This is a genomic window from Nocardia sp. NPDC005998, from assembly GCF_040614395.1.
Taxonomy (GTDB): Bacteria; Actinomycetota; Actinomycetes; order Mycobacteriales; family Mycobacteriaceae; genus Nocardia.
The window spans coordinates 103,489-127,508 of record NZ_JBEXUI010000018.1; the positions used below are offsets into that span (position 1 = coordinate 103,489).

Below are 24,020 nucleotides of genomic sequence, written 5' to 3' on the forward strand. Positions count from 1 at the left end.
AGACCAACGCAATAGCGAAATCCCCACCCACCCGAAACCGAACCTTCGACCACCCACCCGGTCCCGCCGATACCCACACCGCCACGGACCAAGGCGTCTAGCGGAAGCCGCTACCTACGCGCTACTCAACACATCCCGTCAAACCCGCCCTGAGCTGTGCAGAGAGGCGATCGGTCGGCCGACCGGACCGACCAGCCGAGCGCGGTCTGCCGCAGAACTACGCGTTCCCACAAGGGAATTCGAGTAGCTATCTACTCGGGCTACCGCCCCTCCCCCGGACATACGCTTCTTCCAACGTTGAAGTTCAGAACGAATCGGAGGAAGCATCCAACATTGTGGTAGCGGTCGATCCCCTACACGACCCCGAGGTGCGGCTGCACGCACAAGCGCGGGTGCAAGGAACGACGTCACCGATCCAGCGCAAGCTGGGTAACGTCAGGACCGGCAACGGACGCATCGTGTCCAAAGCCATTGTCCTCCAAACGTTTACGCCCCCCAGCGTCGGTGCGGCTCGACTCCTCGCCGCGCACCGTCACCCCCCCAGAGTCGAATCCCGTAACCGCCCACCCAACACCAAAAACCCCAACATCCCCCGCCCCCGCGCCCCGCGAAATCAAAAGCCATTCACAAAACAACTTTCCAGCGCCGACAAACGTACGGCGCACCCAACCACTCCCCAAACCACCCACCCATCAGCCGAGAATGCGCTCATGCAGGTGCGCTCTCGACGTTTACCTGCATGAGCGCATGGTGATCACTCGTCCAGGGGTGGCGCGCGGTGCGGCTGGAGCGATGTATGGAGGCGGGCGAATTTGGGGTGTTGTGAGGGGTTTGGCGCGAATGTATGTTGCTGAAGCATGGTGCCGAGGCATGTACGGCTCCGAGGAGGATTTGGCACCGAAGTAATGTTCGGTACCGAGAATGGCCCGGTACCGACCAATGTCCGGCACCAAGCAACGTCCGACACCAACAGGAGCCAGCGCCGAGCAACGTGGCGCACCGAGCCAAGGTGCCGTGCCGACAAATGTCCGGCACCAAGCAACGTCCGACACCAACAGGAGCCAGCGCCGAGCAACGTGGCGCACCAAGCCAAGGTGCCGTGCCGACAAATGTCCGGCACCAAGCAACGTCCGACACCAACAGGAGCCAGCGCCGAGCAAAGTGGCGCACCAAGCCAAGGTGCCGTGCCGACAAATGTCCGGCACCAAGCAACGTCCGATACCGAACAAGGTCTAACGACCGATGTCCGGCACCAACAGGTCCGACACCAAGCGACATCGGACGCCAAGCCAGCATCCCGTGCCAACCAATGTCCGGCACAAAGCAACATCCCGCACCGACCAGCGCCCGGCACTGAGCAAGGCTTTGTGCCGCACCAATACGCGAACCAACGGAGCCAGCGCCAAGCAACGTCGGGCGCCTAGCCAAGATCCTGCACCTAGCAAGGGTCCATGCCAACCAATGCCGGCGCCAAGCAACACCGAGCACCGAGCACCGAGCACCGAGCACCGAGCACCGAGCACCAGCAAAGTCGCATGCCGACCAACGTCCGGCAAATACCGTTCTGGGCCAACGCATTGTCCGATGCCATCCAACGTTCGGCATCGCAGTCCCGGAGCAATGTCCGGTACCGCCACCTACTCCGGACGCAGCGTAAGAATCCGCGGTCCGTCTTCGGTAACCGCGACCGAATGTTCCCAGTGCGCGGCACGACTGCCGTCGAGCGTCACCACGGTCCAGTCGTCGTCGAGCACCTTGGTCTGCGTGGTGCCCAGGGTCAGCATCGGCTCGATCGCGAGTACCGATCCGACCACGAGTTTCGGGCCCTTGCCCGGTGCACCCTCATTGGCCAGGAACGGATCCATATGCATTTCCCGGCCGATGGCATGCCCACCGTAACCGTCGACGATCCCATAGGACCGGCCGTGCTGCTTCTCGGCCGCGCGCGTACCCATTTCGATGGCATGCGAGACGTCGGTCAGCCGATTACCGGGCAGCATTGCCGCGATACCGGCCTCCATCGACATCTTGGTGGCCTCGCTGAGCAGCTGATCGGCCTCGATGATCTCGCCGACACCGAAGGTCCAGGCCGAATCACCGTGCCAGCCTTCGAGAATCGCGCCGCAGTCGATCGAAACCAGATCGCCCTCGGCCAGCACCTCCGCGGCGGTCGGAATCCCGTGCACGACACGGTCGTTCACCGATGCGCAGATCGAACCCGGAAAGCCGTGGTAGCCCTTGAAGGACGGCACGGCACCCGCATCACGGATCACCTGCTCGGCGACCTCGTCCAGCTCCAGGGTGGAGACCCCGGGTTTGGCGGCCGCACGCACCGCGACGAGTGCGCGGCCGACGACCGCGCCCGCCGCCGCCATGGCATCCAGTTCACCTGCCGTACGGAACGGCACGACCTTCTTCTTGCGGTTGAAGACCATCCGGGCTCAGTGCTCCATTCCGAGCGGCATCATGTGCTCCGCAGGGGGCAGCATTCAGTGCCCAAGGGCGCGCAAGGCGCGGGCATTGACCTCGTCGATCTCGCCGACACCGTCGACCGAGACGACCAGACCGTCGTAGTGCTCCAGCAGCGGCTCGGTCTCCTCGCGGTACACCCGCAGCCGGTTGCGGATCACATCTTCGTTGTCGTCGGCGCGACCGCGCGCCATCATCCGGGAAACCACGGTGTCCTCGGGCACGACGAAGCACAGCACCGCGTCGAGCTTCTTGTCCATATCCGCGAGGATCTTCTCCAGCGCGTCGGCCTGGTCGACCGTGCGCGGGTAGCCGTCCAGCACAAAGCCGTTCGCGGCATCCGGCTCAGCGACCCGGGCCTCGACCATGCGGTTGGTCACATCGCTCGGCACGAGATCGCCAGCGTTGATGTACTTCTGCGCCTCACGCCCCAGCGGGGTCTGGGCGGAGATATTGGTGCGGAACAGGTCCCCGGTGGAGATGTGCGGGACACCCAGCTTGTCCGACAGTAGATCGGCCTGAGTTCCTTTTCCGGCACCCGGCGGTCCGAGCAGTACAAGTCTCACTTGAGGAACCCTTCGTAATTTCGATTCATCAGCTGGCTTTCGATCTGCTTCACGGTGTCCAGGCCGACGCTCACCATGATCAGCACCGAGGTGCCACCGAACGGAAGGTTCTGGGTGCCACCGGACGCGCCGATATCGAGGAACAGATTCGGGAGGACGGCCACGAGACCGAGGTAGATCGAGCCGGGCAGAGTGATGCGGCTCAACACAAAATTGAGGTAGTCGGCGGTCGGCTTACCCGGGCGGTATCCCGGAATGAAGCCGCCGAACTTCTTCATCTCGTCCGCGCGTTCCTCCGGGTTGAAGGTGATCGCGACATAGAAGTAGGTGAAGAACACGATCAGACTGAAGTAGATCGCGATGTATACCGGGTTCCCCGGGTTCACCAGGTATTTCTGGATGGTCTCTTGCCACCAACTGGGGTTGGGGTTGTTCTTCGAGGACGTCAGCTGCGCGACCAGGTTCGGCAGATACAGCAGCGACGACGCGAAGATCACCGGGATAACACCCGCCTGGTTGACCTTCAGCGGCAGATAGGTCGAGGATCCGCCGTACATCTTGCGGCCGACCACGCGCTTGGCGTATTGCACCGGGATCCGGCGCTGGCCCTGCTCGACGAAGATGACCCCGCTGACGATGGCAAACGCGGCGACACAGACCAGACCGAAGACCAGTCCGCCGCGGTTCTGCAGAATGTTGTTGCCCTCGTTCGGGATGCGCGCGGCGATACCGGCGAAGATCAGCAGCGACATGCCGTTGCCGATACCGCGCTCGGTGATCTGCTCGCCGAACCACATGACCAGTGCGGCACCGGCGGTCATCACCAGCACGATGATCACCATGCCGAAGATGCTGGTATCGGCCAGGATGTCCTTCTGGCAGCCCTGCAGCAGCTGGCCGCGGGCCGCGAGCGCGACCAGACCGGTGGCCTGCAGGATCGCCAGCGCGACCGAGAGGTACCTGGTGTACTGCGTCATCTTGTTCTGGCCGGTTTGGCCTTCTTTACGCAGTTCTTCGAAGCGTGGGATAACGACGGTGAGCAGCTGGATAATGATGCTCGCGGTGATGTAGGGCATGATGCCGATCGCGAAGACCGACAACTGCAGCAGCGCACCACCGGAGAACAGGTTGATCAGCTGATAGATACCGGCGGAATCACCGCCGGAGACCAGGTCGATGCATTCCTGCACGCTCTTGTAATCGACACCGGGGGACGGCAGCGATGCACCCAAGCGGTACAGCGCGATCAACCCCAGCGTGAAGAGAATCTTCCGCCGTAAGTCCGGAGTCCGGAAGGCCGATACGAAGGCGGAAAGCACAGATCCTCCTGGCGAACGACATGGTCATGCCACGGATATAGAAAACCCATGACGAGGCTTGGCAGACAACAATTGAACTCTAACAGTGGCACCGAACGAGCTCTTCACTCGTCCGGCGCCACTATCTGCAGAGTACCGTCAGCCCAGCTCGGTGACAGTGCCACCGGCCGCTGTGATCTTCTCCTTGGCGGCGCCGGTCACCTTGTCCACGGTCACCTGGACCGCGACGCCGATCTCGCCATCGCCGAGAACCTTCACCAGCTGGTTCTTGCGAACCGCACCGGCGGCAACCAGCTCCGCCTTGCCGACCGCGCCGCCCTCGGGGAACAGCTTGGCGATCGAGCCGACGTTCACGACCTGGTATTCCGTGCGGAACGGGTTCGTGAAGCCCTTGAGCTTGGGCAGCCGCATGTGAATCGGCATCTGCCCACCCTCGAAGGCGGCGGGAACATTCTTGCGAGCCTTGGTGCCCTTGGTACCGCGGCCCGCGGTCTTGCCCTTGGAGCCTTCACCGCGACCCACGCGGGTCTTCTCGGTCTTGGCGCCGGGAGCCGGACGCAGGTGGTGCAACTTGATGGTCATGTCAGACCTCCTCAACTGTTACGAGGTGGCGCACGACGTTGATCAGGCCGCGGTTCTGCGGGTTGTCCTCGCGAACCACGGTCTGGCGGATCTTGCGCAGGCCGAGCGTGCGCAGGCTCTCCCGCTGGTTCGCCTTGGCGCCGATCGACGACTTGATCTGGGTCACCTTGAGATCTGCCATTTACCTGGCACCTCCGACTGCCTGAGCGCGTGCGCGCAGCATGCCCGCGGGGGCGACGTCCTCGAGGGGCAGACCACGACGGGCCGCGACCTCTTCCGGACGCTGCAGCATCTTGAGCGCCGCAACCGTCGCGTGCACGACGTTGATGGCGTTGTCGCTACCGAGCGACTTCGCCAGAATGTCATGGATACCAGCGCATTCCAGCACCGCGCGCGCCGCACCACCGGCGATCACACCGGTACCGGGCGAGGCCGGACGCAGCATGACCACACCGGCCGCCGCCTCACCCTGAACCGGGTGGGTGATGGTCGAGCCGATCATCGGGACGCGGAAGAAGCCCTTGCGAGCCTCCTCGACACCCTTCTGGATGGCCGCGGGAACTTCCTTGGCCTTGCCGTAGCCGACGCCGACCAGACCGTTGCCGTCACCAACGATCACCAGGGCGGTGAAGCTGAAGCGACGACCACCCTTCACGACCTTGGAGACACGGTTGATCGCGACTACGCGCTCGAGCTGGTTCTTGTCGGCCTGCTGGTCACGACGGTCACCGCCGCCGCGACGATCCCGGCCACCGCCGCGGCCGTCGCGGCTGTCGCCGCCACCAGCGGCACCACTCTGCTGTCCGGCGGGTCCGTTGCCGCCGTCACGCCTCTGACGTCCCGGCATCAGACGTTCCTTCCGTAAATGTTTGCAGTCATCAGAACTTCAACCCACCTTCGCGAGCGGCATCGGCCAGCGCCGCGATGCGGCCGTGGTAGTCGTGGCCACCACGGTCGAATACGACGGCCTCGATGCCAGCGGCCTTGGCGCGCTCGGCGATCAGCTGACCGACCTTCTTGCCCTTGGCCGACTTGTCGCCGTCCACTGCGCGCACATCGGCCTCGATCGAGGACGCCGCGGCAATGGTCTTGCCGAGCGAGTCGTCGATGAGCTGTGCGTGCAGGTGACGCGAGGAGCGGTTGACCACCAGGCGCGGACGCTCGGTGGTGCCGACGACCTTCTTGCGCAGGCGGAAGTGACGGCGGGTCTTCGACAGGCGACGCGTCGTCGACACGTCCTTGCCACGCGGAATGCGCTTGGCCTTCTGATTTTCGGTTTGCGCCATGATCACTTACCCGTCTTTCCGACCTTGCGGCGAACGACCTCACCGGCGTAGCGGATGCCCTTGCCCTTGTACGGGTCGGGCTTGCGCAGTCCGTGGATGACAGCGGAGATCTGACCGACCTTCTGCTTGTCGATACCGGACACGGAGAACTTGGTGGGCGATTCCACCGCGAAGGTGATGCCCTCCGGGGCCTCGATCGGCACCGGATGCGAGTAGCCGAGGGCGAACTCCAGGTTCGAGCCCTTGGCCGCGACACGGTAACCGACGCCGAAGATTTCCATCTTCTTCTCGTAGCCCTTGGTCACGCCCTCGATCATGTTCGAGACGAGGGTGCGGGTCAGGCCGTGCAGCGAGCGGTTCTGGCGCTGGTCGTCCGGACGGGCGACCTCGAGCTGGCCGTCCTCACCCTTGGCGACGGTGATCGGCTCGGCGACGATGTGGGTCAGGGTGCCCTTGGGACCCTTCACCGACACGTTCTGGCCGTCGATGTTCACCTCGACACCGGCAGGAATTGCGATGGGCTTCTTACCAATACGCGACATGTGTCCTACCTCCCCTTACCAGACGTAGGCGAGGACTTCGCCGCCCACGCCAGCTTTGGCCGCCTGACGATCGGTGAGCAGGCCGGTCGACGTGGAGATGATGGCCACGCCGAGGCCGCCCAGGACCTTGGGCAGGTTGGTGGACTTCGCGTACACACGCAGACCCGGCTTCGAGACGCGACGCAGGCCCTGCAGGCTGCGCTCACGGCTGGGGCCGTACTTGAGGTCGACGATGAGGGTCTTGCCCACGGTCGCGTCCTCGGTCCGGTAGTCGGCGATGTAACCCTCGCGCTTGAGGATCTCGGCGATATTCGCCTTGAGCTTCGAGTGCGGAGCCTTCACCTGATCGTGGTACGCCGAGTTGGCGTTGCGCAGACGTGTCAGGAAGTCTGCGATCGGATCAGTCATGGTCATGGTTCGACCTTGACACCTTTCTCGCTACGGTTCCCATGCAACACCGGCGTACGCACGCGCACGCCAGCCGTGGGCCTATAGCAATTCGGCGGTCCGGCCGACGCTTGCCGACCGGATTGAGTTCTCATCAGAGCTCTCGGTGCCCGGGCCGCCCACACGTCGATACAGTCGCTGTATCCAGGACATGCGGGCACAGAGGTGCCCAAGCAACCGCTCTAGTGTAGGCAAGGTCGCTACCAGGACAAAATCCGGGGTTCGCCCCTTACACTCACCCGCGTGCAGGATTGCTTCGCGACCGCACTCGTTGGTCGCGATGTCGAAGTGGCGAGTCTGGCGGCACTCGGACGGCGTGCGGCCACCGGACACGGGTGCGTCGTGCTGGTCGAGGGTGAGCCGGGGATCGGTAAATCGGCACTGCTGGCAGCGATGCGAAATCCATTCGCGGCAGCGGGCCTGCGCATTCGCGTCGGCGCCGCCGAGCAATTGCGGCAGGGCGTGCCGTTCGCCGCGGTGTGCTCCTGGCTCGACGACCCGGGCCCGACATCCCCGATCGACGCACTGCGCAGCGGAGATCGCGTCGGCGATGTGGCGGCGACCCATGAACTGACCATCGCCGAAGCGATTCTGGACCAGATCGACACCTGGTGCGCCGCGGGCCCGATTGCCCTGGTCATGGACGATGTGCACTGGGCGGACCGGTCGAGCCTGACACTGTTGCACCGGCTCTGCACCCTCGTCGACGAACTGCCGCTGCTGCTGGTGCTCGCGACCCGGCCGCTGCCGCGCGATCCGGCCTTCGCCGCACTGTCGGCCGAACTCGTAGCCCGGCAGGCCCCGGTGCTGCGGCTCGGTGCCCTGCCCGCAACCGACGCCGCGAAACTGGTGCGTGAGCTGATCGGCGCCGAGCCGGGACCACGGCTGTTGGCGAAGGTGGCCGAGGCCGGTGGAAATCCGCTGCATGTCTCGGAATTGGTGGCTGCCCTGGTGCGCGACGGGGCGATCAGGGTGATCGCCGACACCGCCGATCCGGCGGGCGCTGTTGTCGCGAACACGTCCGCGTCCTTGGCCGAGGCGATTACCCAGCGGCTGGACTTCCTGTCCCGTCCAACACGCGATGTGCTGCCGATGGCCGCGGCCCTCGGTCCGACCATCGATGTCGCGGACCTCGCGGTGATATTGCAGATCCCGATTCTGGATGTCTGGAGCGCCGTCACCGAGGCACTGGACGGCGGACTCCTCATCCGGGTGAACTCCGAGCTGGTGTTTAGGCACGACCTGATCCGCGATGCACTGGCCAATCGGCTGCCCGCTTCACTGCGGTCGGATCTGCTCCAGCAGGCCGGACAGGCGCTCCAGTCGACCGATGCGCCGATCGAACGGGTTGCCTACTATCTGTCGGTCGCCGACCGCGATTTGGACGCAGCCAGCCTCGATTGGCTGATCGGTGCCGCCGACAAGCTGATCGTTCGCGCTCCCGAACTGGCGAAACGGTTGTTGACCCGCGTCGCAACTGCGCCGGATCTCGATGCGGCAAGGCGTTCGATACTGATCCGGCTGAGAATTCATGCCCTGCTGTGGGATGGGAACGCGGCCGAGGCCGAATCGGTGGTGCGCGAGGCGCTGCTGACCCAGCCGGAGGACGGCGGCCATATCGAACTGCGCTGGCTGCTCGCCCAGATCTATCAAGCCCAGGCCCGATTGACCAATGCCGTCGCGGTCGCCGATGAGGTGCTGTCCGCCAGCGAGCTGGGCACGACCAGGGAATTGAGCGTCGAGGACGCCGCCCGGTTTCTGGGTATGTCGGGACTCGGCAATTTCTTCCTCGGGCGGTTCGCGGCGGCGGAGCAGGCCGGTCGGCAGGCCGTATCGCTGGGCGAGCGCGCCGGGAATTCGCTGGCCACCGGATACGGACTGGCCGCGGTGGGCGCGGTGCGCTATACCGAGGGCCATCTCGACGAGGCGCTGAACCTGAGTGCTCGAATCCCGGCCCTCTTCGAGGACGGGACCGGGCCCGACCAATTCGATCCGTACGCGCTCTACGCGCACTGCCTGATCGAACTCGATCGGCTGGCCGACGCCGAGGAGGTGCTGAAGACGGCCATCGGGCGCAACCGCCGATTCCGCGGCGTCTATCTGTCCTCGAATCTGGTCGCCAAGGCGCGGATGTATCTGGTGGCCGGGCACTGGGACGACGCGCTGGCCGAATGCGCGGCGAGTATGCAGACCCCCGATGTGCTCGGATATGCGACGGTTGCGCACACCATTGCGGCGCTTATCGGAATTCGCCGTGGCACCTTCCTGCCGGACCCGGACGGCCTGCCCGCGCCGGATAATCGACCGGGCAATGTCGGTTACGCGCACTTCCATCCGTGGGTCAAGGCCCTGGCTGCCGAGGCCCGCGGTCGCCCTGACCTGGCGTTGGAACTTCTCCTCGACGCACATCAGCGACTTGCCGACGGATTGGCCGCAGCCACACTGCATTACATCTTCCCGGATATCGCGCGCCTGGCCGCAGAAATCGGTGACGCGCCCGCGGCCCGGTCGGTAGCAGCCAGCGCGGATCTACTCCTCACCCGACAGCCGACCGCATCGCGAACCGGAACGGCCCTGCTGTGCCGCGGCCTCGCCGACTCCGATCCCGATGACCTGCTCGCCTCCGCCGACGTCTTCCGGCAATCCGGCCGCCCGCTGTTCGAGGCCCAGGCGCAGGAAAACGCCGCTGTACTACTCGCCGCCGCGGGCCGCGGACCCGAATGCCGCAACGCCTTGGACGCCGCGATCGAACTGTATTCCGGCCTCGGCGCATCCTGGGATTCCGCCCGCGCTGTGGCCCGCGTGCGCCCCTACGGAATCCGCCGCGGCGCCCGCGGCCCCCGCAACCGCCCCAAGTCCGGCTGGGCAGCCCTCACCGACACCGAACGCAAAGTCGCCGCGCAGGCCGCCGAGGGCCTGTCCAACACCGATATCGCAGCCCAAATGTACTTGTCCCGCCGCACAATCCAATCCCACGTCTCGAACATCCTGGCAAAACTCGATCTCCATTCCCGCCACGAAATCGCCACAGCCATGCCCGGAACTCGATGACTCCACACCTTGTCGAGGCAATGGAAGTGCCGTCGAACGACTACTGACCAGCCCTAGCGTTCCGCGGCCGAGCTTAGGATTGGACCATGTCGCTTCCGCGCATCCAACGCCCCAGCCTCCCCGAGTACATGACATGGGAGGAGCTCGAGCAGTTGCCCGAGGAAGTCGCCGGGCAGATCGAACTATGGGAGGGGCGGGTTGTGTGGCTTCGACGCGGACCGGCCGAGCACCAGGCATTCACATTTGCGTTGACCAGCGCGCTCAAACGATGTGCGCGGGCGGGGATGACGCAGCAGCCGCAGGAGTGCTGGCGCGTCGACTTCGAAACCAACGTGTTCTTTGGTGAAACTGGAAAGTCCGACTTCGTGACACCCGACTTCCTCGCCTACCGGTGCCTCGATGCGCCGTACCAGGACATCCGAGCCAGGGACGTGCTCTTGACCGGAGAAGTCCTCTCGCCGTCGAACACGCAGACCGACATGGAAGCCAAGAAAGCTCGCTATGCGCAGGCTGGTATCCCTTCGTACTGGGAAGTCACCCTGGAGCGGGAGAAGAGCGCGATCTCGGTGGTGCACGCCTATGCGCTGGAAACCACGCACGGCCAGCTCCCCGCCGGTGTACACCCGCTCTACCCGGCCAACTACCTGCTGACCGGCTCGTGGGCACCGAAGGATTCCGACGCGATCACCACGGACTTCCCGTTCCCGATCCACATCCCCTGGTCCGAACTCGAATTCTGAACCGCGGGAATCGGTTTCGGGAAACTCCGTACCGAGTCGAGGTCAACATAATCCACGGGCGAAAATTCGGGCTTTGTCGGCAGTGAGATCGTGAACCACCACCCATCGTCCGCCATTTGCATCAGATTCTTCGAAATATTCCTGGATGTGATCTCCTGTGCCACTCCGACGCGATCCGCGTTTCGCTTCGCTTCTCCCCTGATGAAATCCAGCTGACTTTGCGTCTTGTCTCGGCCGCCTAGCGGGCGGCGTGGCGCGGCACCGGACGTTTCGGATCCGATGTTCGTGTGTCGCCGTCCGGGCTGGCGAGGCGCCGTTCCAGTGCGGTGAACGCAGTGATCACTTCGGGTGACTCGAATGCTCGGTTGCGACGGCCGATGGTGAGCTGATGCAGAATTCCAGCCTCGGTCAATCGCTCGACCGCGGCGTTCGTGGCGGGAAAGCTCCGCCCGATCAGGGCGGCCGCGGTGGAGACGGTGAGAATCGGGGCTCCGACGAGTTTGCCCAAGAGCAAGTCCAGCGCGGAGTTCGCCCGTACCGGCGCTACCCGATCCCGCCACGATCGTTGCAGGGCAGCAGCTTTCACTTCGAAAGCTGTCGCATCCTCGACCGCCCGAGTGCACGCGGCGGCAAAGCGCGCCACCCAGGTGTTCAAATCGTCGGTGGCCTGTGCCGATTCCGCAGCACCTAAATGCCGGAAGCGATTCAGCCCGTCGATATAGCTGTCGCTCCAAGTGGCGAGGACCAGCGACACCGGCGCGATGACTCGTTCTGCGACGCCGCGGCGGCGCAGAACGAGATGGATCAACGCGCGCCCGGTGCGGCCGTTACCGTCGATGAACGGGTGGATCGTCTCGAACTGAGCGTGGGCGATCGCCGCTTGCGCGACGGCGGGTAGGTCGTCGCTGTTGCAGAAGGCGATCAAGTCTTCCATCAACTCGGGCACGTATTCCGGCGGCGGCGGAACGAAAGCGGCCGAGCAGGGGTTGAAGGAGCTGCCACCGATCCAGTTCTGCACGTCACGCAGGCATCCCCCGTGCTGCGCGAGCCTGGTACCGGCAAGCAGGCGGCGATGAGCCTCGAGCAAAACGTCTTCGCTGATCGGCTGGCCACGCCGCACCGCGTCGGTGGCGACCGCCATAGCGTCGATGTTGGCCAACACCTCGGTCGCCGTCACGTCAGAGGATTCACCTTCCAACTGCCGTGCCGCCTCAGCGCGCAGAAGTCGGCGAGCGCCGATTTCCAGGCCTTCGATCCGCGAAGATGCGACGGCCTCGGCACGCAACAACAATCGAGACAACGCTTCCGTCTCGACCAGCGCCTGTGCTTCGGTGTCTAGCCGAGCGATCGCAACCTCGGCATCGACGACATCCGCAGCGGTCTCGCTGGTCAGAACGATGGGGCGACCGACCAATGGATCAGGCAGATATGCCCGGTAGGTGCCGGAGCCGCGATCCCTGCGAGACAGACCGCTGCCATCCAGATTGCCCGACCAGCGCAACTGCACAAACTTCGCCATGACACCTCCTTATTAAAGGTTAACAGATAACATTTAATAAGGATTCGCGTTGCTATCGGTTCTTGCCCGACAAACGCACAAGGGCACGGACTTACTGAGAGTCCGTGCCCTTGTTCTGTGCTCAGTTATGCGGGTGCGCTCATATCGAGCGCGAGCTCACCAGGAGCTCTTGTGCACACCCGGCAGCTCACCGCGGTGCGCCATTTCGCGCAGGCACACGCGGCAGAGGCCGAACTTGCGGTACACCGCGTGCGGGCGACCGCAGCGCTGGCAGCGGGTGTAGGCGCGAACGGCGAACTTCGGCTTGCTGTTGGCCTTGTTGACCAGTGCTTTCTTAGCCATTTGCTCAGTTCTCCTTGAACGGGAAGCCGAGGTGCTTGAGCAGGGCACGGCCTTCTTCGTTGTTGGTCGCGGTGGTCACGACCGTGATGTCCATACCGCGCGGGCGGTCGATGGAGTCCACGTCGATCTCGTGGAACATCGACTGCTCGCTGAGGCCGAACGTGTAGTTGCCGTTGCCGTCGAACTGCTTCGGCGACAGGCCGCGGAAGTCACGGATACGGGGCAGCGCGATGGAGACCAGACGGTCCAGGAACTCCCACATGCGGTCGCCGCGCAGGGTGACCTTCGCGCCGATCGGCATGCCCTCACGCAGCTTGAACTGCGCGATCGACTTGGTGGCCTTGCGGATCTCGGGCTTCTGACCGGTGATCAGCTCCAGATCCTTGACCGCGCCATTGATGAGCTTGGCGTCGCGCGCGGCGTCACCGACACCCATGTTCACGACGACCTTGACCACGCCCGGGATCTGCATCACGTTGGCGTAGTTGAACTCGTTGTTCAGCGCGTCCTTGATCTCGGCCCGGTAGCGGGTCTTCAGGCGCGGCTGGGTCTGCTCAGAGGTGGTCATATCAGATGTCCTTCCCGTTCTTACGGGAGATCCGGACCCGCTTGCCGCTCTCCTCGTCGGTCCGGTAGCCGATACGGGTCGGCTTGCCGTCGGAGTCGACGACCATCACGTTGGACACGTGGATGGGGGCTTCCTGGGTCACGATGCCGCCCGAGGAGGCGCCGCGCTGGTTGGCGGAGTTCGCGACGTGCTTCTTGATCCGGTTCACGCCCTCGACCAGGACCCGGTTCTCCTTCGGGTAGGCCTGGATGACCTTGCCCTTGGCGCCCTTGTCCTTACCCGAGATGACGAGCACGGTGTCGCCCTTGTGCACCTTCATGTCAGAGCACCTCCGGGGCCAGCGAAACGATCTTCATGAACTTCTTCTCGCGCAGCTCGCGGCCGACCGGGCCGAAGATACGAGTGCCACGCGGGTCGTTGTCCGCCTTGATCAGCACGGCCGCGTTCTCATCGAACTTGATGTACGAACCGTCCGGGCGACGACGCTCCTTGACGGTGCGCACGACGACGGCCTTGACGACCTCGCCCTTCTTGACATTGCCGCCGGGGACGGCGTCCTTGACGGTGGCGACGATGATGTCACCGATACCGGCATAGCGACGCGACGAACCACCGAGAACGCGGATGCAGAGGATTTCCTTCGCACCCGTGTTGTCGGCGACCCGCAGTCGCGACTCCTGCTGAATCACTTCAGCCTCCTTGACCTGGATGTATACGCACGCCGGATTGCCGACCCGACGGGCATGGTCGTGTCACCACCCGAACGCGCGCCTGCCAGCGGTTATGTGGATCTCGATGACCCAACCACTGGGGGTTCACGGCCGGATTGCGGGCATAGCTCCCGCAGGCAACCGGTTCAGTGTAGGTGAATGCCCAGGTCGGTCCCAAATCAGGGCCCATCAACGCAGGCTGAACTTCGGCTGTGAAACCGCGTGGATCAGTGCTCGCGAGCTGCGACGTTACTACCCTCGAGAACGAGCAAGATCGCCTGTAGAACTGTGCACATTCCGTATCACCGCTGGAAGAGGGGTTCTCTTGAGTTCGTCCGCGCGTTCCGCCCGGCTCGGTCGTCGCACCTTCCTGATCGCCCTCGGCGTGATTCCGGCCACCGCGCTGGTCTCCTGCTCGCGGGATCAGCCGGTGCGGCTCACCGGGGTCGATATGCGGGGCGAAGACCAGGCCATCCGGCCGCAGGACGATCTGTTCCGCTACGTCAACGGCAGCTGGCTGCGTGACTATCAGCTGCCGCCGGATAAGCCGTCCTACAGCACCTTCGACGAGGTCAGCGATCGCGTCGAACTGCAGCTGCGGGAGATCGTGGAGGGCATCCACGATCCGCAGGCCGGATCCGCCGAACAGCAGATCCGCGATCTCTACGACGCCCGACTCGATTCCGCCGAGATCGAGCGGCTCGGCCTCACCCCGCTGGCCGATCTGCTCGCCGCGATCGATGGTGCGGTGAACAAGGCAGATCTCGCGCGGGTGATGGGCGAGCTGCCGATCGGTGGGCTGATCGGATTGGACGTCGGGGTGGATCCGAAGAATTCCGGCCGATATGTCGCCACCATTTCCCAATCCGGTATCGATCCGAATTTGGGTGAGCAGTACTACCGCAAGCCCGCATACGCCGAGCAGCGTGCGGCCTATCGGACCTATCTGGAGCGGGTCGCCGCAGGTGCGGGCTTCGCCGATCCCGCGGGCACCGCCCAGCGCGTATTCGACCTGGAGACCAGGATCGCCGCCGGTTACTGGGACGACGTGCGACTGCGCAATCCCGATGCCACCTACAACCCGCTCGACTGGCCCCAATTGACCGCGCTCGCACCGCAATTCGACTGGGAGCCGTGGCTCGCCGGTACCACCGACCGGCCACATTCGCTATTCGACCGGGTGGTGGTCGGGCAGCCGTCGTTCGTGACGGCCGCCGGACAGCTCTGGGCCGAGGTCGATATCGCGGCCTGGCGGGAGTATCTGCGGCTGGCGCTGGTCAAACGCTTCGCGGCGCTGCTACCCAAGGCCATTGCCGATGCCGAATTCGATTTCGTCGGCAAGGCATTGCAGGGGCTGCGCGAACGCCAGGAGCCGTGGAAGGACGGCATCGCCACCGTCAATGCGAATCTCAGCCAGGTGCTCGGGAAACTCTATGTGGGCAAACACTTTCCGCCCGCGGCCAAGGAGCGCGCGCTGGCGATGGTCGCGGACCTGATGTCGGCCTATCGGGCCGATTTCACCGAGTCCACCTGGATGTCGCCGCCGACCAAGCAGGCCGCCATCGCCAAACTCGACAAGATCGTCACGAAGATCGGCTATCCGGATACGTGGATCGACTACTCCGGATTGACCATCACCCGCGGCAAGCTGATCGAATCCGTTCGTGCCGCAAACCGATTCGAGACCATGCGCCATTTTGCAAGGCTCGGCACCCCGGTCGACAAGTCCGAATGGGGTATGCCGCCGCAGCTGGTGAATGCCATGTACGACCCGAGTGCCAACTCGATCTCGTTTCCCGCTGCCATTCTGCAGCCGCCGTTCTTCGATAAGGACGCTCAGGCCGCGGTCAATTACGGCGCGATCGGGGCGGTCATCGGGCACGAGATCGGACACGGATTCGACGATCAGGGATCGCGCTATGACGGCGACGGCAATCTGCGCGACTGGTGGACACCCGAGGATCGCGCCGCCTTCGACATCAAGACCAAACAGCTGATCGAGCAGTACAACGTGCTGGTCCCCACGGGCCTGGATCCGAGCAAGCACGTCGACGGCGCCCTCACGGTCGGGGAGAATCTCGCCGATCTGCGTGGTCTCGGTATCGCCCTGGCCGCCTTGGGCATCGCCGATAAACGCGACGGCAAGGACGATCCCGACCACCGGACGATGTTCCTGTCCTGGGCGCGTATCTGGCGGAACAAGGCGACCGTGCAGCAGCAGGAAATGCGACTCGCCATGGACGTGCACGCACCCAATGAGTTTCGCGCAAATCAAGTGGTCCGCAATATCGACGAGTTCTACACCACCTTCGGCGTACAGCCGGGAGACAAGCTGTTCCTGCCCCAGGACCAGCGCGTCTCGCTCTGATCCGACGGGCTGGCGGGGCCGCAGACGGGTAGCCTCGGGCCAGCACTATCGCCCTGACGAGGATGCGGCGGGACCGCATCGGGAGAGGAATCCCCGTGACATCAACCGGTCGTCCCGGTCAGCTGGACCGGCGCGCCTTCCTGGTGGCGCTCGGGCTGGCGCCCGCCGCCGTCGCCCTGGTCTCCTGCTCGAAGGATGCGCGTTCGGTCCAGCTCGCCGGGGTCGATATGGGCGGTGCGGACCTGACGATCCGGCCGCAGGACGATCTGTACCGGCATGTCAACGGCAAGTGGCTGCGCGAGTACCAGCTGCCGCCGGATAAGGCAGCGGTCGGCGCGATCAGCGACGCCAGCGATCGGACGCTGGATCAGCTGCACGAGATCATCGAGGCCATCAAGGATCCGAAGGCGGGTTCGGAGGCACAGCAGATTCGCGATCTCTATGACGCGCGGCTGGACGAGGCCACCTTCGAAACGCTCGGCATGACGCCGCTGGCCGATCTATTCGCCAAGATCGACGGCGCGGCGACCAAAGCGGATCTGGCCAAGGCCATGGCGGAGCTGCCGATCTCCGGGCTGATCGGCATCGGTATCGGCATCGATCGCAAGAACTCCAACGCCTATATCCCCACCGTCAGCCAATCGGGTATCGGGCTCAGCGAGCAGTACTACCGCAAGCCGGAATACGCCAAGCAGCTCGCGGGCTACAAGACCTATCTCGAGAAGATGTCCGCGGGGGCGGGTTTCGCCGATCCAGCGGGCATTGCGCAGCGCATGGTCGATCTGGAGACCAAGATCGCGGCGGCGCATTGGGACAGCGTGCGCAATCGCAATACCGACGCCACCTACAACCTGATGAGCTGGCAGGAATTGGTCGCGCTCGGACCGCAATTCGATTGGGATCCGTGGATGACGGGCAATACCGATCGGCCGCGCTCGCTGTTCGACAAGATCGTGGTCGCGCAGCCCTCATTCGTGACCGCGGTGGCGCGGCTGTGGGGCGATACCGATATTGCGCTGTGGCGGGAGTACCTGCGCGTCAATGTGGTTGCGGAATATGCCCGCTTCCTGCCCAAGGCGATCCGCGATGCCCGCTTCGAATTCGTCGGCAAGGTGCTCAACGGGATCGAGGAGCGGCCGGAAGTCTGGAAGTCCGGCGTCGGCATCGTCAATGAGAATCTCGGTGACCAACTCGGCAAACTCTATGTAGAGAAGCACTTTCCGCCCGCCGCCAAGGATCGGGCCAAGCAGATGGTGGCCGACCTCATGGCCGCCTATAAGGACAACTTCACCCATTCGTCGTGGATGTCGCAGCCGACCAGGGATGCATCGATCGTCAAACTCGACAAGATCGAGGCCAGAATCGGCTACCCCGACAAGTGGGACGACTACTCGACGTTGCAGATCACCAGGGGCAAGTTGATCGAATCCCTGCGTGCGGTAAGCGCTTTCGAATCCAAGAAGGCGTTCAACCGGCTCGGTACCCCGGTCGACAAGTCCGAATGGGGGATGTCACCGCAGACCGTCAACGCCTACTACTCCCCGACCAGCAACCAGATCACTTTCCCCGCCGCCTATCTGCAGCCACCGTTCTTCGACAAGGACGCCACCACCGCCGTCAACTACGGCGCGGTCGGCGCCACTATCGGCCACGAGATCGGCCACGGCTTCGACGATCAGGGCCGTAAATACGACGCCGACGGCAACCGCAGCGACTGGTGGACCCCCGAGGACCTGGCCGCATTCGAAGCCAAGACCAAACAGCTGATCGAGCAATTCGATGTGCTGGTACCCGAGGGGCTCGATCCCAAGTATCACGTCGACGGCGCGCTCACCGTCGGCGAGAACCTCGCCGACCTGCGCGGCCTGCAAATCGCCGTCGAGGCGTACCGCATCGCCGCCGGGCGCGAGGGCATCGAACCCGACTACCAGCAGATGTTCCTCTCGCACGCCCGCAGCTGGCGGGAAAAGCAGACCGAGGAATCCACCATCAGCCTGCTGCAGGACGTGCACGCCCCCAACGAATTCCGCTGCAACCAGATCGCCCGCAATATCGCCCAGTTCTACAACACCTTCGCCGTCAAGGAAGGCGACAAACTCTTCCTCCCGGAGAACCAGCGCATCACACTCTGAACCCCGCCCCGTAGCAGCCCGGCCCAGGCCGGGCTGTTTCGCTATCGAACCAGGTCAGCGAAACTGATCTCGCCCAGCACGACGTGCTCGAGCTGCACGAATCCGTCGCGATGCAACCGGTGCAAGCGGTACTCGGCGGCGTGCGCGTCGAGCCGGAACTCACGGACCTCTTCGATGTCGTATTTGGTGTCGAGAGCTACGACCAGATAGAGCGGGATGCCTGCGCGGGCGTACTGCACCTTCTTGTCGAGCAAATCCTCAGCGGCGGTGGATGGCGAGGAAACCTCGATGACGATCAGGGCATCACCGGCCTCGGGTTTCGCACCCCGCTCCGGAAGGCAGCGATAGACCGTGACATCCGGCCGCCGGAACGTGAATTTGGGTACTCGCCAGAGCACTACGTCGATATCGGTCTCGACTCGAATGCACGGCTCGGTGCTCGGCAGTTGCTCCATGGCGCCGGCCAGTCTGCGTGCCACCCGATTGTGCTCGGGCACCGATGACTCGCAGACAATCACATGCCCGTGGACGACCTCGATCTCACGCGCCATGTCCTCGGGCAGGAGACGGTATTGCTCCTCGGTCATCTCGTGCGGCAGATGGCCGGACGGCCCGATCGTCATGACGGAAGCCTACCCATTCGCCATATCGAGAGCCCATGTCTGCGGCAGCTGATCGGCACCTGCGATCAACTTCGCTGGTGCCGCCGGTGCGGGTCGTCGGATGTATGTGCATAAGCCCGGCTGCTGTGCCGGGCTTATGCACACGGGAAGCGCTTCGAGGGGAAGGCTTGCTCCGCCGAGGCGACTCGGGTCAGAAGGCGCTGCCGGTGGAGGGCATGGGGAAATAGCCCGGCCAGCCCGGGTAGCCGAACCAGCCGCCGTAGCCGCCCCAGCCGTTGTAGCCACCCCAGCCGTCGTAACCGCCCCAGCCGCCACGACCACCCCAGCCGCCCCAGCCGCCACGACCCCAGCCACCATGGCCCCAGCCGCCGTGGCCGTGGATGTCGTCGGCCTGATCCACCAGCACGATGGCCGGGCCCTGGGTGTCGGTCGTTTCGGCGAGCGCCGGACCCGCTACCGCGGCGATCGGGGCCACGGCCAGGGCGGAGATGATGGCAATGCGGGCAACCATGGGCCGGACGCGTCCGGCGGAACTCTTTTGATTCATCGGAACTAACCTCGATTCGGTATGCGTCAGTCGTGCGAAGACCCGCGCGCTCACGGGTTCGACGTCGATGCCTCCCGGATGAGAGGATCATTTATTGACGCCATTTAACGTACCGCTATATAGCGGCACGTTAAATAGGTCCGCGACAGATGACGTGACAGCAAGCGGCAGGCAGAAGCGGCGCGGGAATCAACATAGGTTAGGCTGACCTATCATATTGCGGCTCTAAGGGACCCGAGTCGGGGAATTACTCGATAAGGAGAGGGTGACGATGCAGTCTGTTCGGTTGTCTCGCAGCTGGCAGCGGGCGGCGGTTGCCGTGCTGGCCGGTGCGCTGACCCTGGGCATTACCGCCTGTGGGTCGTCCAACGATGATGCGGGATCCGACGGCGGCGCGCCCGTCACCATCAACCATGCGCGCGGCACGACAACCGTCCGTGGCACCCCGAAAAAGATTGTCACGCTGGGGAATCAGTGGCTGGATTCGACACTGGCGCTCGGCGTGACACCGGTCGGATATATCGACAATGTCGCCTCGATATCCAAGAGCACGCCGCCGTGGGAGCCGAAGGCGCTCGAATCGTCGAAGGCCCTGAATACCACCGGCAATATCGCCGAACAGGTCGCGGCGCTGGAACCGGATCTGATTCTGGTGGACGGATTCCTGGCCGACCAGAAGACCTATGACGAGCTGACCAAGGTCGCGCCGACCCTGCCCGCGCTGACGAAGGAGACGGTCGCTTCCTGGCAGGATCAGGTGACCGCGCTCGGCAAGGTCCTGCACAACGAGGATGCCGCGACGCGGGTGATCGCCGACGTGGACAAGAAGGTGGAGTCCATCGGCCAGGCGAATCCCGGACTGAAGGGTAAGACCTTCGCCAGCACCTGGTTGGCCAGCCCGGCGCAGCTGATGGTGCTGACCGATTCGAACGACGGATCGAGCAGGATCTTCACCCAGCTCGGGCTGAGCATTCCGAAGAACCTGACCGATAAGCCGTCGAATCAGGGCAGGCTCGCGCTATCGCCCGAGCGGGTCGACGAGCTCACCGCCGATCTGCTGCTGGCCGGATACTCCCAGGGCATGGACGAAAAGTACCGGCAGCTGCCGGGATACGCCGATCTGCCCGCGGTGCGCAAGGGCTCGGTGGTGTTCCTGACGGTGCAGGAGATCAGCGCCGTCAACCAGCCGACCGCGCTTTCGGTGCCCTACCTGTTGACCAAGCTGGAGCCGGCCTTCGCCGCCGCGGCGAAATAGGTTCAGCCCGCCGCGGATTGCCGGCCCGCCAACGCGCGGGCCTTCGGCCATTGCGCGGCCAGTTCGAGCAGATAGCGCAGTTCATCGGACCGATCGCGGGTGCCGACCGGCACCGCGTCCGCGGCGTGCCGGACCGGTTCCGGTGCGACGCCTCGGGTCTTCGCCTGTGCGGCATAGGCTATTGCCAGGGCGCGCCTGCCGACATCGCCGTCGAAGGGCGTGTCCGCCCGGTACTGCTTCAGGTGCAGGATGGCATCCCAGATCTCGACCGTCATGCGGTATAGCCGCGACAGCGATTCCCCATCGCGCACGGGGCCGTCAAGGAGTACGACCTCCGGCACCGCGGCTGTGAGATCGCGCCAGAGCGGCCGCAGCACCCGGCAGGCCCGGCCCGCTCGATCCAACTGGGCGCGCACGAGCACCGCGTCCACAACCGGAAACGAGATCAGTACCGCGATCACGGCGAAGTTCACGAAGGCCAGCACGGCGAAGGCGGTGCCCGGCTGCTCCGGCGAGACGCCAATGGCGGCGCGCACCAAGGCCACGCAGGAGGACGCGATCCAGCAGCAGGCAGTCGTCAGCAGGGCCGAGTAGGCCAGCCGCTCGGCCACCGTCGCACCGGGGAGCCGCAGTTCCCGGATGCAAGCGCGGGCGATCAGCACACTGGCGGCCAGGATCGGCAGATATGAGCCCGCCCAGATCACGGCATCCCAGCGCAGCCCGCCGACGACGGGCAGTCCGAGGCCCTCGGTCACCGCGCCGACCAGCACCAAGCCGCTGACCGACGCACCCACCGCGTTGTAGCGACGCTGTCTGCGGACCGCCGCCGCAGCGGGCGCCCCATCGAGCAGTCGCGCCAGGCCGTACAGGTACGCGACCGCAATGAGCCCGGCGCTGAGAAACAACCGGTGTCCGAGATCGTCATGATCGAGGGCGAAAGCCGGCCCGGCCATCAGCAGTCCGACCAGATTCCACCCCAGCGCGCGATTGACGAGCCGATCCATCGTCACCTCGTCGAGCAGAAACCAGCGAGCGGCCGTGATCACGGCGACGAAGACGAAGGTCGACACTCCGACCACGGGCGGCACACTGTTCATCGCGCTCGACCCTAGAACCCGAAGGGGCCGAACGCGATTCGATCAGCGCACCGCGATCGGTTCCTCGGCCTCGGCGAGTTCGGCCTGTTCGTCCTCGACGTACTTATTGCCGGCGAAGTACGAGGCCGCGGCGGCCAGGAACATCATCAGTGCAGCGGATACGAACACCACGGTCAGGCCCGAGTGGAACGGTCCGGTCAGCAGATTCGGGAAGAACTCCTGACCGGTGAGGGTGTCGGCATTGACGCCGGGCTTGGCCAATTCGCCGGTGGGGCCGAGCAATTCCTGGATCGGGTTGTAGCCGAGGAAGGCGGCGAACATGCTTGCCACCGGGGGCAGGTCGGCGAGCTGGGTCGCGGCACCCGCGGAGACACCCTGGGCGCGCAGGCCGCTGTCGAGCGCCGAGGGCAGGCTGGCGGCGAGGCCGATGACCATGAGCGAGAAGAAGATTCCCATCGATAGCGCATTGCCGCCGTTGAACAGGGTGCCGCGCATACCGGAGGCCGCGCCGCGCTGGGACGCGGGCACGCTGGACATGATGGCGGCGGTGTTCGGGGAGAAGAACAGTCCGCAGCCGATGCCGTTGAGCAACACGATCGCAGCGAAGACCCAGTAGTTGAAGTCGACCGGGATGACGAGCAACAGCAGGAAGGTGAGCCCGGCCAGCGTCGCGCCGCCGGTGGTGAACAGACGCGAACCGTAGCGGTCCGACAGCCAACCCGAAACCGGTCCGGCGGCCAGGAATCCCACGGTCAGCGGCAGCAGGTAGATACCGGCCCACAGCGGGGTCGATTCGTAGTCGTAGCCGTGCAGCGGCAGCCAGATGCCCTGCAGCCAGATGATCAGCATGAACTGCATGCCGCCGCGACCGATCGAAACCATCAGGTTGGCGAAGTTGCCGAATCCGAAGGCGCGGTTGCGGAATAGCGACAGATGGAACATCGGCTCGGCGACCTTGGTCTCCACCACGCAGAACACCGCGAGCAGGGCGATGCCGCCGAGCACCGAGCCGAGCACCCAGGGGTTGGACCAGCCGGTGGGCTGGCCGCCGTAGGGCTGGATGCCGTAGGTGATGCCGGTGAGCAGTGCGGTGAGGCCGAGTCCGAAGGTAATGGTGCCCGCCCAGTCGACCTTGCCCTTGGTGCGCGTGCCCACCTCGTGCAGCGAGCGATAGGACCAGATCGCACCGACGATGGCGATCGGCACACTGACCCAGAACACCGCGCGCCAATCCCATTCCGACAGCACACCGCCGATGATCAGTCCGAGGAATGAACCGGCGACCGCGGCGACCATATTGATGCCGAGCGCGGTGCCGCGCTGTTTGGCAGGGAAAGCGTCGGTCAGGATGGCCGTCGAATTGGCCGTCAGCATGGCGCCGCCGATGCCCTGCAGCACGCGCCAGACGATGATCCACATCGCGCCCGATCCGCCGTGGAACGGATCGAACGACAGCGCGACCGAGGTCACCGCGAAGACCGCGAAACCGAGGTTGTAGATCCTGACGCGGCCGAAGATATCGCCGAGCCGCCCGAACATCACCACGAGCACGGCGGTGACGAGCAGATAGCCCATCAGCATCCACAGCAGATAGCCGACATTGCCCGCTTCCAGCGGATTCAGCCCGACGCCACGGAAGATCGCGGGCAGCGAGATCAACACGATCGAGGCATTGACCGCGCTGAGCAGCACACCGAGGGTGGTGTTGGTCAGGACGATCCACTTGTAGTGCGGGTGATCCCGGTCGTAGCGCAGGCGACGGCGAATGGTCTGGACATCACCGAGATCGAGATCGGCGGATGGAATCGTCACGGCAGCCCCTTGCTGAGTTATTACCTCAGCAAACTATATAGTTAG

The 24,020-nt window shown here is 64.5% G+C and carries 23 protein-coding genes; 5 read left to right on the forward strand and 18 right to left on the reverse strand.

Translation table 11 applies throughout. The features are described 5' to 3' along the window. Nucleotides 1–1,637: 1,637 nt before the first annotated feature. The 9 genes from map to rpsH all read right to left on the reverse strand — a co-directional run bounded on the left by map (nucleotide 1,638) and on the right by rpsH (nucleotide 7,178). The gene (gene map / locus ABZ293_RS23520; RefSeq protein WP_354952723.1) at nucleotides 1,638–2,435 is read right to left on the reverse strand and encodes a type I methionyl aminopeptidase; all 798 of its coding nucleotides are present in this window, start codon (nucleotides 2,433–2,435) and stop codon (nucleotides 1,638–1,640) included. 54 nt (nucleotides 2,436–2,489) lie between these two features. Beyond that, nucleotides 2,490–3,035, reverse strand: a complete 546-nt coding sequence (locus tag ABZ293_RS23525) for an adenylate kinase (RefSeq protein WP_355183817.1) — start codon at nucleotides 3,033–3,035, stop codon at nucleotides 2,490–2,492. Continuing rightward, on the reverse strand, nucleotides 3,032–4,354 hold the full coding sequence (secY, locus tag ABZ293_RS23530; protein WP_355183819.1) for a preprotein translocase subunit SecY: 1,323 nt from the start codon (nucleotides 4,352–4,354) through the stop codon (nucleotides 3,032–3,034). Before secY ends, ABZ293_RS23525 begins: the two co-directional genes overlap by 4 nt. 138 nt (nucleotides 4,355–4,492) lie before the next feature. Next, nucleotides 4,493–4,936 carry a 50S ribosomal protein L15 gene (rplO, locus tag ABZ293_RS23535; RefSeq protein ID WP_354952717.1) on the reverse strand — a complete coding sequence of 148 codons (444 nt, stop codon included), beginning with the start codon at nucleotides 4,934–4,936 and terminating at the stop codon, nucleotides 4,493–4,495. Nucleotide 4,937: 1 nt separating this feature from the next. Further along, nucleotides 4,938–5,117, reverse strand: coding sequence for a 50S ribosomal protein L30 (rpmD, locus tag ABZ293_RS23540; protein WP_062983142.1), 180 nt, complete (start codon nucleotides 5,115–5,117; stop codon nucleotides 4,938–4,940). Then, nucleotides 5,118–5,783, reverse strand: a complete 666-nt coding sequence (rpsE, locus tag ABZ293_RS23545) for a 30S ribosomal protein S5 (protein WP_355183821.1) — start codon at nucleotides 5,781–5,783, stop codon at nucleotides 5,118–5,120. A 31-nt stretch (nucleotides 5,784–5,814) separates the two neighbouring features. Then, on the reverse strand, nucleotides 5,815–6,222 hold the full coding sequence (rplR, locus tag ABZ293_RS23550; RefSeq protein WP_355183823.1) for a 50S ribosomal protein L18: 408 nt from the start codon (nucleotides 6,220–6,222) through the stop codon (nucleotides 5,815–5,817). 2 nt (nucleotides 6,223–6,224) lie between these two features. Next, nucleotides 6,225–6,764, reverse strand: a complete 540-nt coding sequence (gene rplF, locus ABZ293_RS23555; RefSeq protein WP_355183825.1) for a 50S ribosomal protein L6 — start codon at nucleotides 6,762–6,764, stop codon at nucleotides 6,225–6,227. 15 nt (nucleotides 6,765–6,779) lie between these two features. Continuing rightward, nucleotides 6,780–7,178, reverse strand: coding sequence for a 30S ribosomal protein S8 (gene rpsH / locus ABZ293_RS23560; RefSeq protein WP_354952709.1), 399 nt, complete (start codon nucleotides 7,176–7,178; stop codon nucleotides 6,780–6,782). 276 nt (nucleotides 7,179–7,454) lie between these two features. Between rpsH and ABZ293_RS23565 the strand changes: the two genes are divergently transcribed. Both ABZ293_RS23565 and ABZ293_RS23570 read left to right on the forward strand, forming a co-directional pair. Further along, nucleotides 7,455–10,262 (forward strand): AAA family ATPase, encoded by a 2,808-nt coding sequence (locus tag ABZ293_RS23565; RefSeq protein ID WP_355183827.1) that lies wholly within the window; start codon nucleotides 7,455–7,457, stop codon nucleotides 10,260–10,262. Between the two features lie 86 nt (nucleotides 10,263–10,348). Beyond that, the gene (locus ABZ293_RS23570; protein WP_355183829.1) at nucleotides 10,349–11,002 is read left to right on the forward strand and encodes a Uma2 family endonuclease; all 654 of its coding nucleotides are present in this window, start codon (nucleotides 10,349–10,351) and stop codon (nucleotides 11,000–11,002) included. Nucleotides 11,003–11,240: 238 nt separating this feature from the next. Here the strand turns inward: ABZ293_RS23570 and ABZ293_RS23575 are convergent, their stop codons facing one another. The 5 genes from ABZ293_RS23575 to rplN all read right to left on the reverse strand — a co-directional run bounded on the left by ABZ293_RS23575 (nucleotide 11,241) and on the right by rplN (nucleotide 14,120). Further along, a complete protein-coding gene (locus ABZ293_RS23575; RefSeq protein WP_355183831.1) occupies nucleotides 11,241–12,521 on the reverse strand; it encodes a Fic family protein in 1,281 nt (426 codons plus the stop codon). Nucleotides 12,522–12,677: 156 nt separating this feature from the next. Next, nucleotides 12,678–12,863, reverse strand: coding sequence for a type Z 30S ribosomal protein S14 (locus ABZ293_RS23580; protein ID WP_062983162.1), 186 nt, complete (start codon nucleotides 12,861–12,863; stop codon nucleotides 12,678–12,680). Nucleotides 12,864–12,867: 4 nt separating this feature from the next. Beyond that, nucleotides 12,868–13,431: a 50S ribosomal protein L5 gene (gene rplE, locus ABZ293_RS23585; protein WP_355183833.1), complete on the reverse strand. Its 564-nt coding sequence runs from the start codon at nucleotides 13,429–13,431 to the stop codon at nucleotides 12,868–12,870. Between the two features lies 1 nt (nucleotide 13,432). Continuing rightward, nucleotides 13,433–13,750, reverse strand: coding sequence for a 50S ribosomal protein L24 (rplX, locus tag ABZ293_RS23590; RefSeq protein WP_355183835.1), 318 nt, complete (start codon nucleotides 13,748–13,750; stop codon nucleotides 13,433–13,435). Nucleotide 13,751: 1 nt separating this feature from the next. Next, nucleotides 13,752–14,120 (reverse strand): 50S ribosomal protein L14, encoded by a 369-nt coding sequence (rplN, locus tag ABZ293_RS23595; RefSeq protein ID WP_040686591.1) that lies wholly within the window; start codon nucleotides 14,118–14,120, stop codon nucleotides 13,752–13,754. A gap of 346 nt (nucleotides 14,121–14,466) precedes the next feature. Between rplN and ABZ293_RS23600 the strand changes: the two genes are divergently transcribed. Together ABZ293_RS23600 and ABZ293_RS23605 are read left to right on the forward strand one after the other, a co-directional pair. Beyond that, a complete protein-coding gene (locus ABZ293_RS23600) occupies nucleotides 14,467–16,509 on the forward strand; it encodes a M13 family metallopeptidase (RefSeq protein WP_355183837.1) in 2,043 nt (680 codons plus the stop codon). Between the two features lie 95 nt (nucleotides 16,510–16,604). Continuing rightward, entirely contained in the window at nucleotides 16,605–18,641 is a 2,037-nt protein-coding gene (locus tag ABZ293_RS23605; RefSeq protein WP_355183839.1) for a M13 family metallopeptidase, read from the forward strand. A gap of 41 nt (nucleotides 18,642–18,682) precedes the next feature. Here ABZ293_RS23605 and ABZ293_RS23610 read toward each other — a convergent pair whose 3' ends face one another. Together ABZ293_RS23610 and ABZ293_RS23615 are read right to left on the reverse strand one after the other, a co-directional pair. Beyond that, on the reverse strand, nucleotides 18,683–19,264 hold the full coding sequence (locus ABZ293_RS23610) for a Uma2 family endonuclease (protein WP_355183841.1): 582 nt from the start codon (nucleotides 19,262–19,264) through the stop codon (nucleotides 18,683–18,685). A 190-nt stretch (nucleotides 19,265–19,454) separates the two neighbouring features. Continuing rightward, nucleotides 19,455–19,811, reverse strand: a complete 357-nt coding sequence (locus tag ABZ293_RS23615; RefSeq protein ID WP_355183843.1) for a hypothetical protein — start codon at nucleotides 19,809–19,811, stop codon at nucleotides 19,455–19,457. Between the two features lie 271 nt (nucleotides 19,812–20,082). On the opposite strand from ABZ293_RS23615, the gene ABZ293_RS23620 reads away from it, so the two are divergent. Beyond that, nucleotides 20,083–21,066, forward strand: a complete 984-nt coding sequence (locus tag ABZ293_RS23620; protein WP_355183845.1) for an ABC transporter substrate-binding protein — start codon at nucleotides 20,083–20,085, stop codon at nucleotides 21,064–21,066. Between the two features lie 2 nt (nucleotides 21,067–21,068). On the opposite strand, the gene ABZ293_RS23625 is transcribed toward ABZ293_RS23620, so the two are convergent. Then, on the reverse strand, nucleotides 21,069–22,163 hold the full coding sequence (locus tag ABZ293_RS23625) for a DUF6545 domain-containing protein (RefSeq protein ID WP_355183847.1): 1,095 nt from the start codon (nucleotides 22,161–22,163) through the stop codon (nucleotides 21,069–21,071). 42 nt (nucleotides 22,164–22,205) lie between these two features. Next, complete coding sequence (locus ABZ293_RS23630) at nucleotides 22,206–23,975, reverse strand: MFS transporter (RefSeq protein WP_355183849.1); 1,770 nt, start codon at nucleotides 23,973–23,975, stop codon at nucleotides 22,206–22,208. Between the last annotated feature and the right edge of the window lie 45 nt (nucleotides 23,976–24,020).

Coding starts and splice junctions, on each gene's coding strand:
- map (WP_354952723.1), bottom strand. CDS start 2,435: ATGGTCTTCAACCGCAAGAAGAAGGTCGTGCCGTTCCGTACGGCAGGT.
- rplO (WP_354952717.1), bottom strand. CDS start 4,936: ATGACCATCAAGTTGCACCACCTGCGTCCGGCTCCCGGCGCCAAGACC.
- rpmD (WP_062983142.1), bottom strand. CDS start 5,117: ATGGCAGATCTCAAGGTGACCCAGATCAAGTCGTCGATCGGCGCCAAG.
- rpsE (WP_355183821.1), bottom strand. CDS start 5,783: ATGCCGGGACGTCAGAGGCGTGACGGCGGCAACGGACCCGCCGGACAG.
- rplR (WP_355183823.1), bottom strand. CDS start 6,222: ATGGCGCAAACCGAAAATCAGAAGGCCAAGCGCATTCCGCGTGGCAAG.
- rplF (WP_355183825.1), bottom strand. CDS start 6,764: ATGTCGCGTATTGGTAAGAAGCCCATCGCAATTCCTGCCGGTGTCGAG.
- rpsH (WP_354952709.1), bottom strand. CDS start 7,178: ATGACCATGACTGATCCGATCGCAGACTTCCTGACACGTCTGCGCAAC.
- ABZ293_RS23570 (WP_355183829.1), top strand. CDS start 10,349: ATGTCGCTTCCGCGCATCCAACGCCCCAGCCTCCCCGAGTACATGACA.
- ABZ293_RS23575 (WP_355183831.1), bottom strand. CDS start 12,521: ATGGCGAAGTTTGTGCAGTTGCGCTGGTCGGGCAATCTGGATGGCAGC.
- ABZ293_RS23580 (WP_062983162.1), bottom strand. CDS start 12,863: ATGGCTAAGAAAGCACTGGTCAACAAGGCCAACAGCAAGCCGAAGTTC.
- rplE (WP_355183833.1), bottom strand. CDS start 13,431: ATGACCACCTCTGAGCAGACCCAGCCGCGCCTGAAGACCCGCTACCGG.
- rplX (WP_355183835.1), bottom strand. CDS start 13,750: ATGAAGGTGCACAAGGGCGACACCGTGCTCGTCATCTCGGGTAAGGAC.
- ABZ293_RS23610 (WP_355183841.1), bottom strand. CDS start 19,264: ATGACGATCGGGCCGTCCGGCCATCTGCCGCACGAGATGACCGAGGAG.
- ABZ293_RS23615 (WP_355183843.1), bottom strand. CDS start 19,811: ATGAATCAAAAGAGTTCCGCCGGACGCGTCCGGCCCATGGTTGCCCGC.
- ABZ293_RS23620 (WP_355183845.1), top strand. CDS start 20,083: ATGCAGTCTGTTCGGTTGTCTCGCAGCTGGCAGCGGGCGGCGGTTGCC.
- ABZ293_RS23625 (WP_355183847.1), bottom strand. CDS start 22,163: ATGAACAGTGTGCCGCCCGTGGTCGGAGTGTCGACCTTCGTCTTCGTC.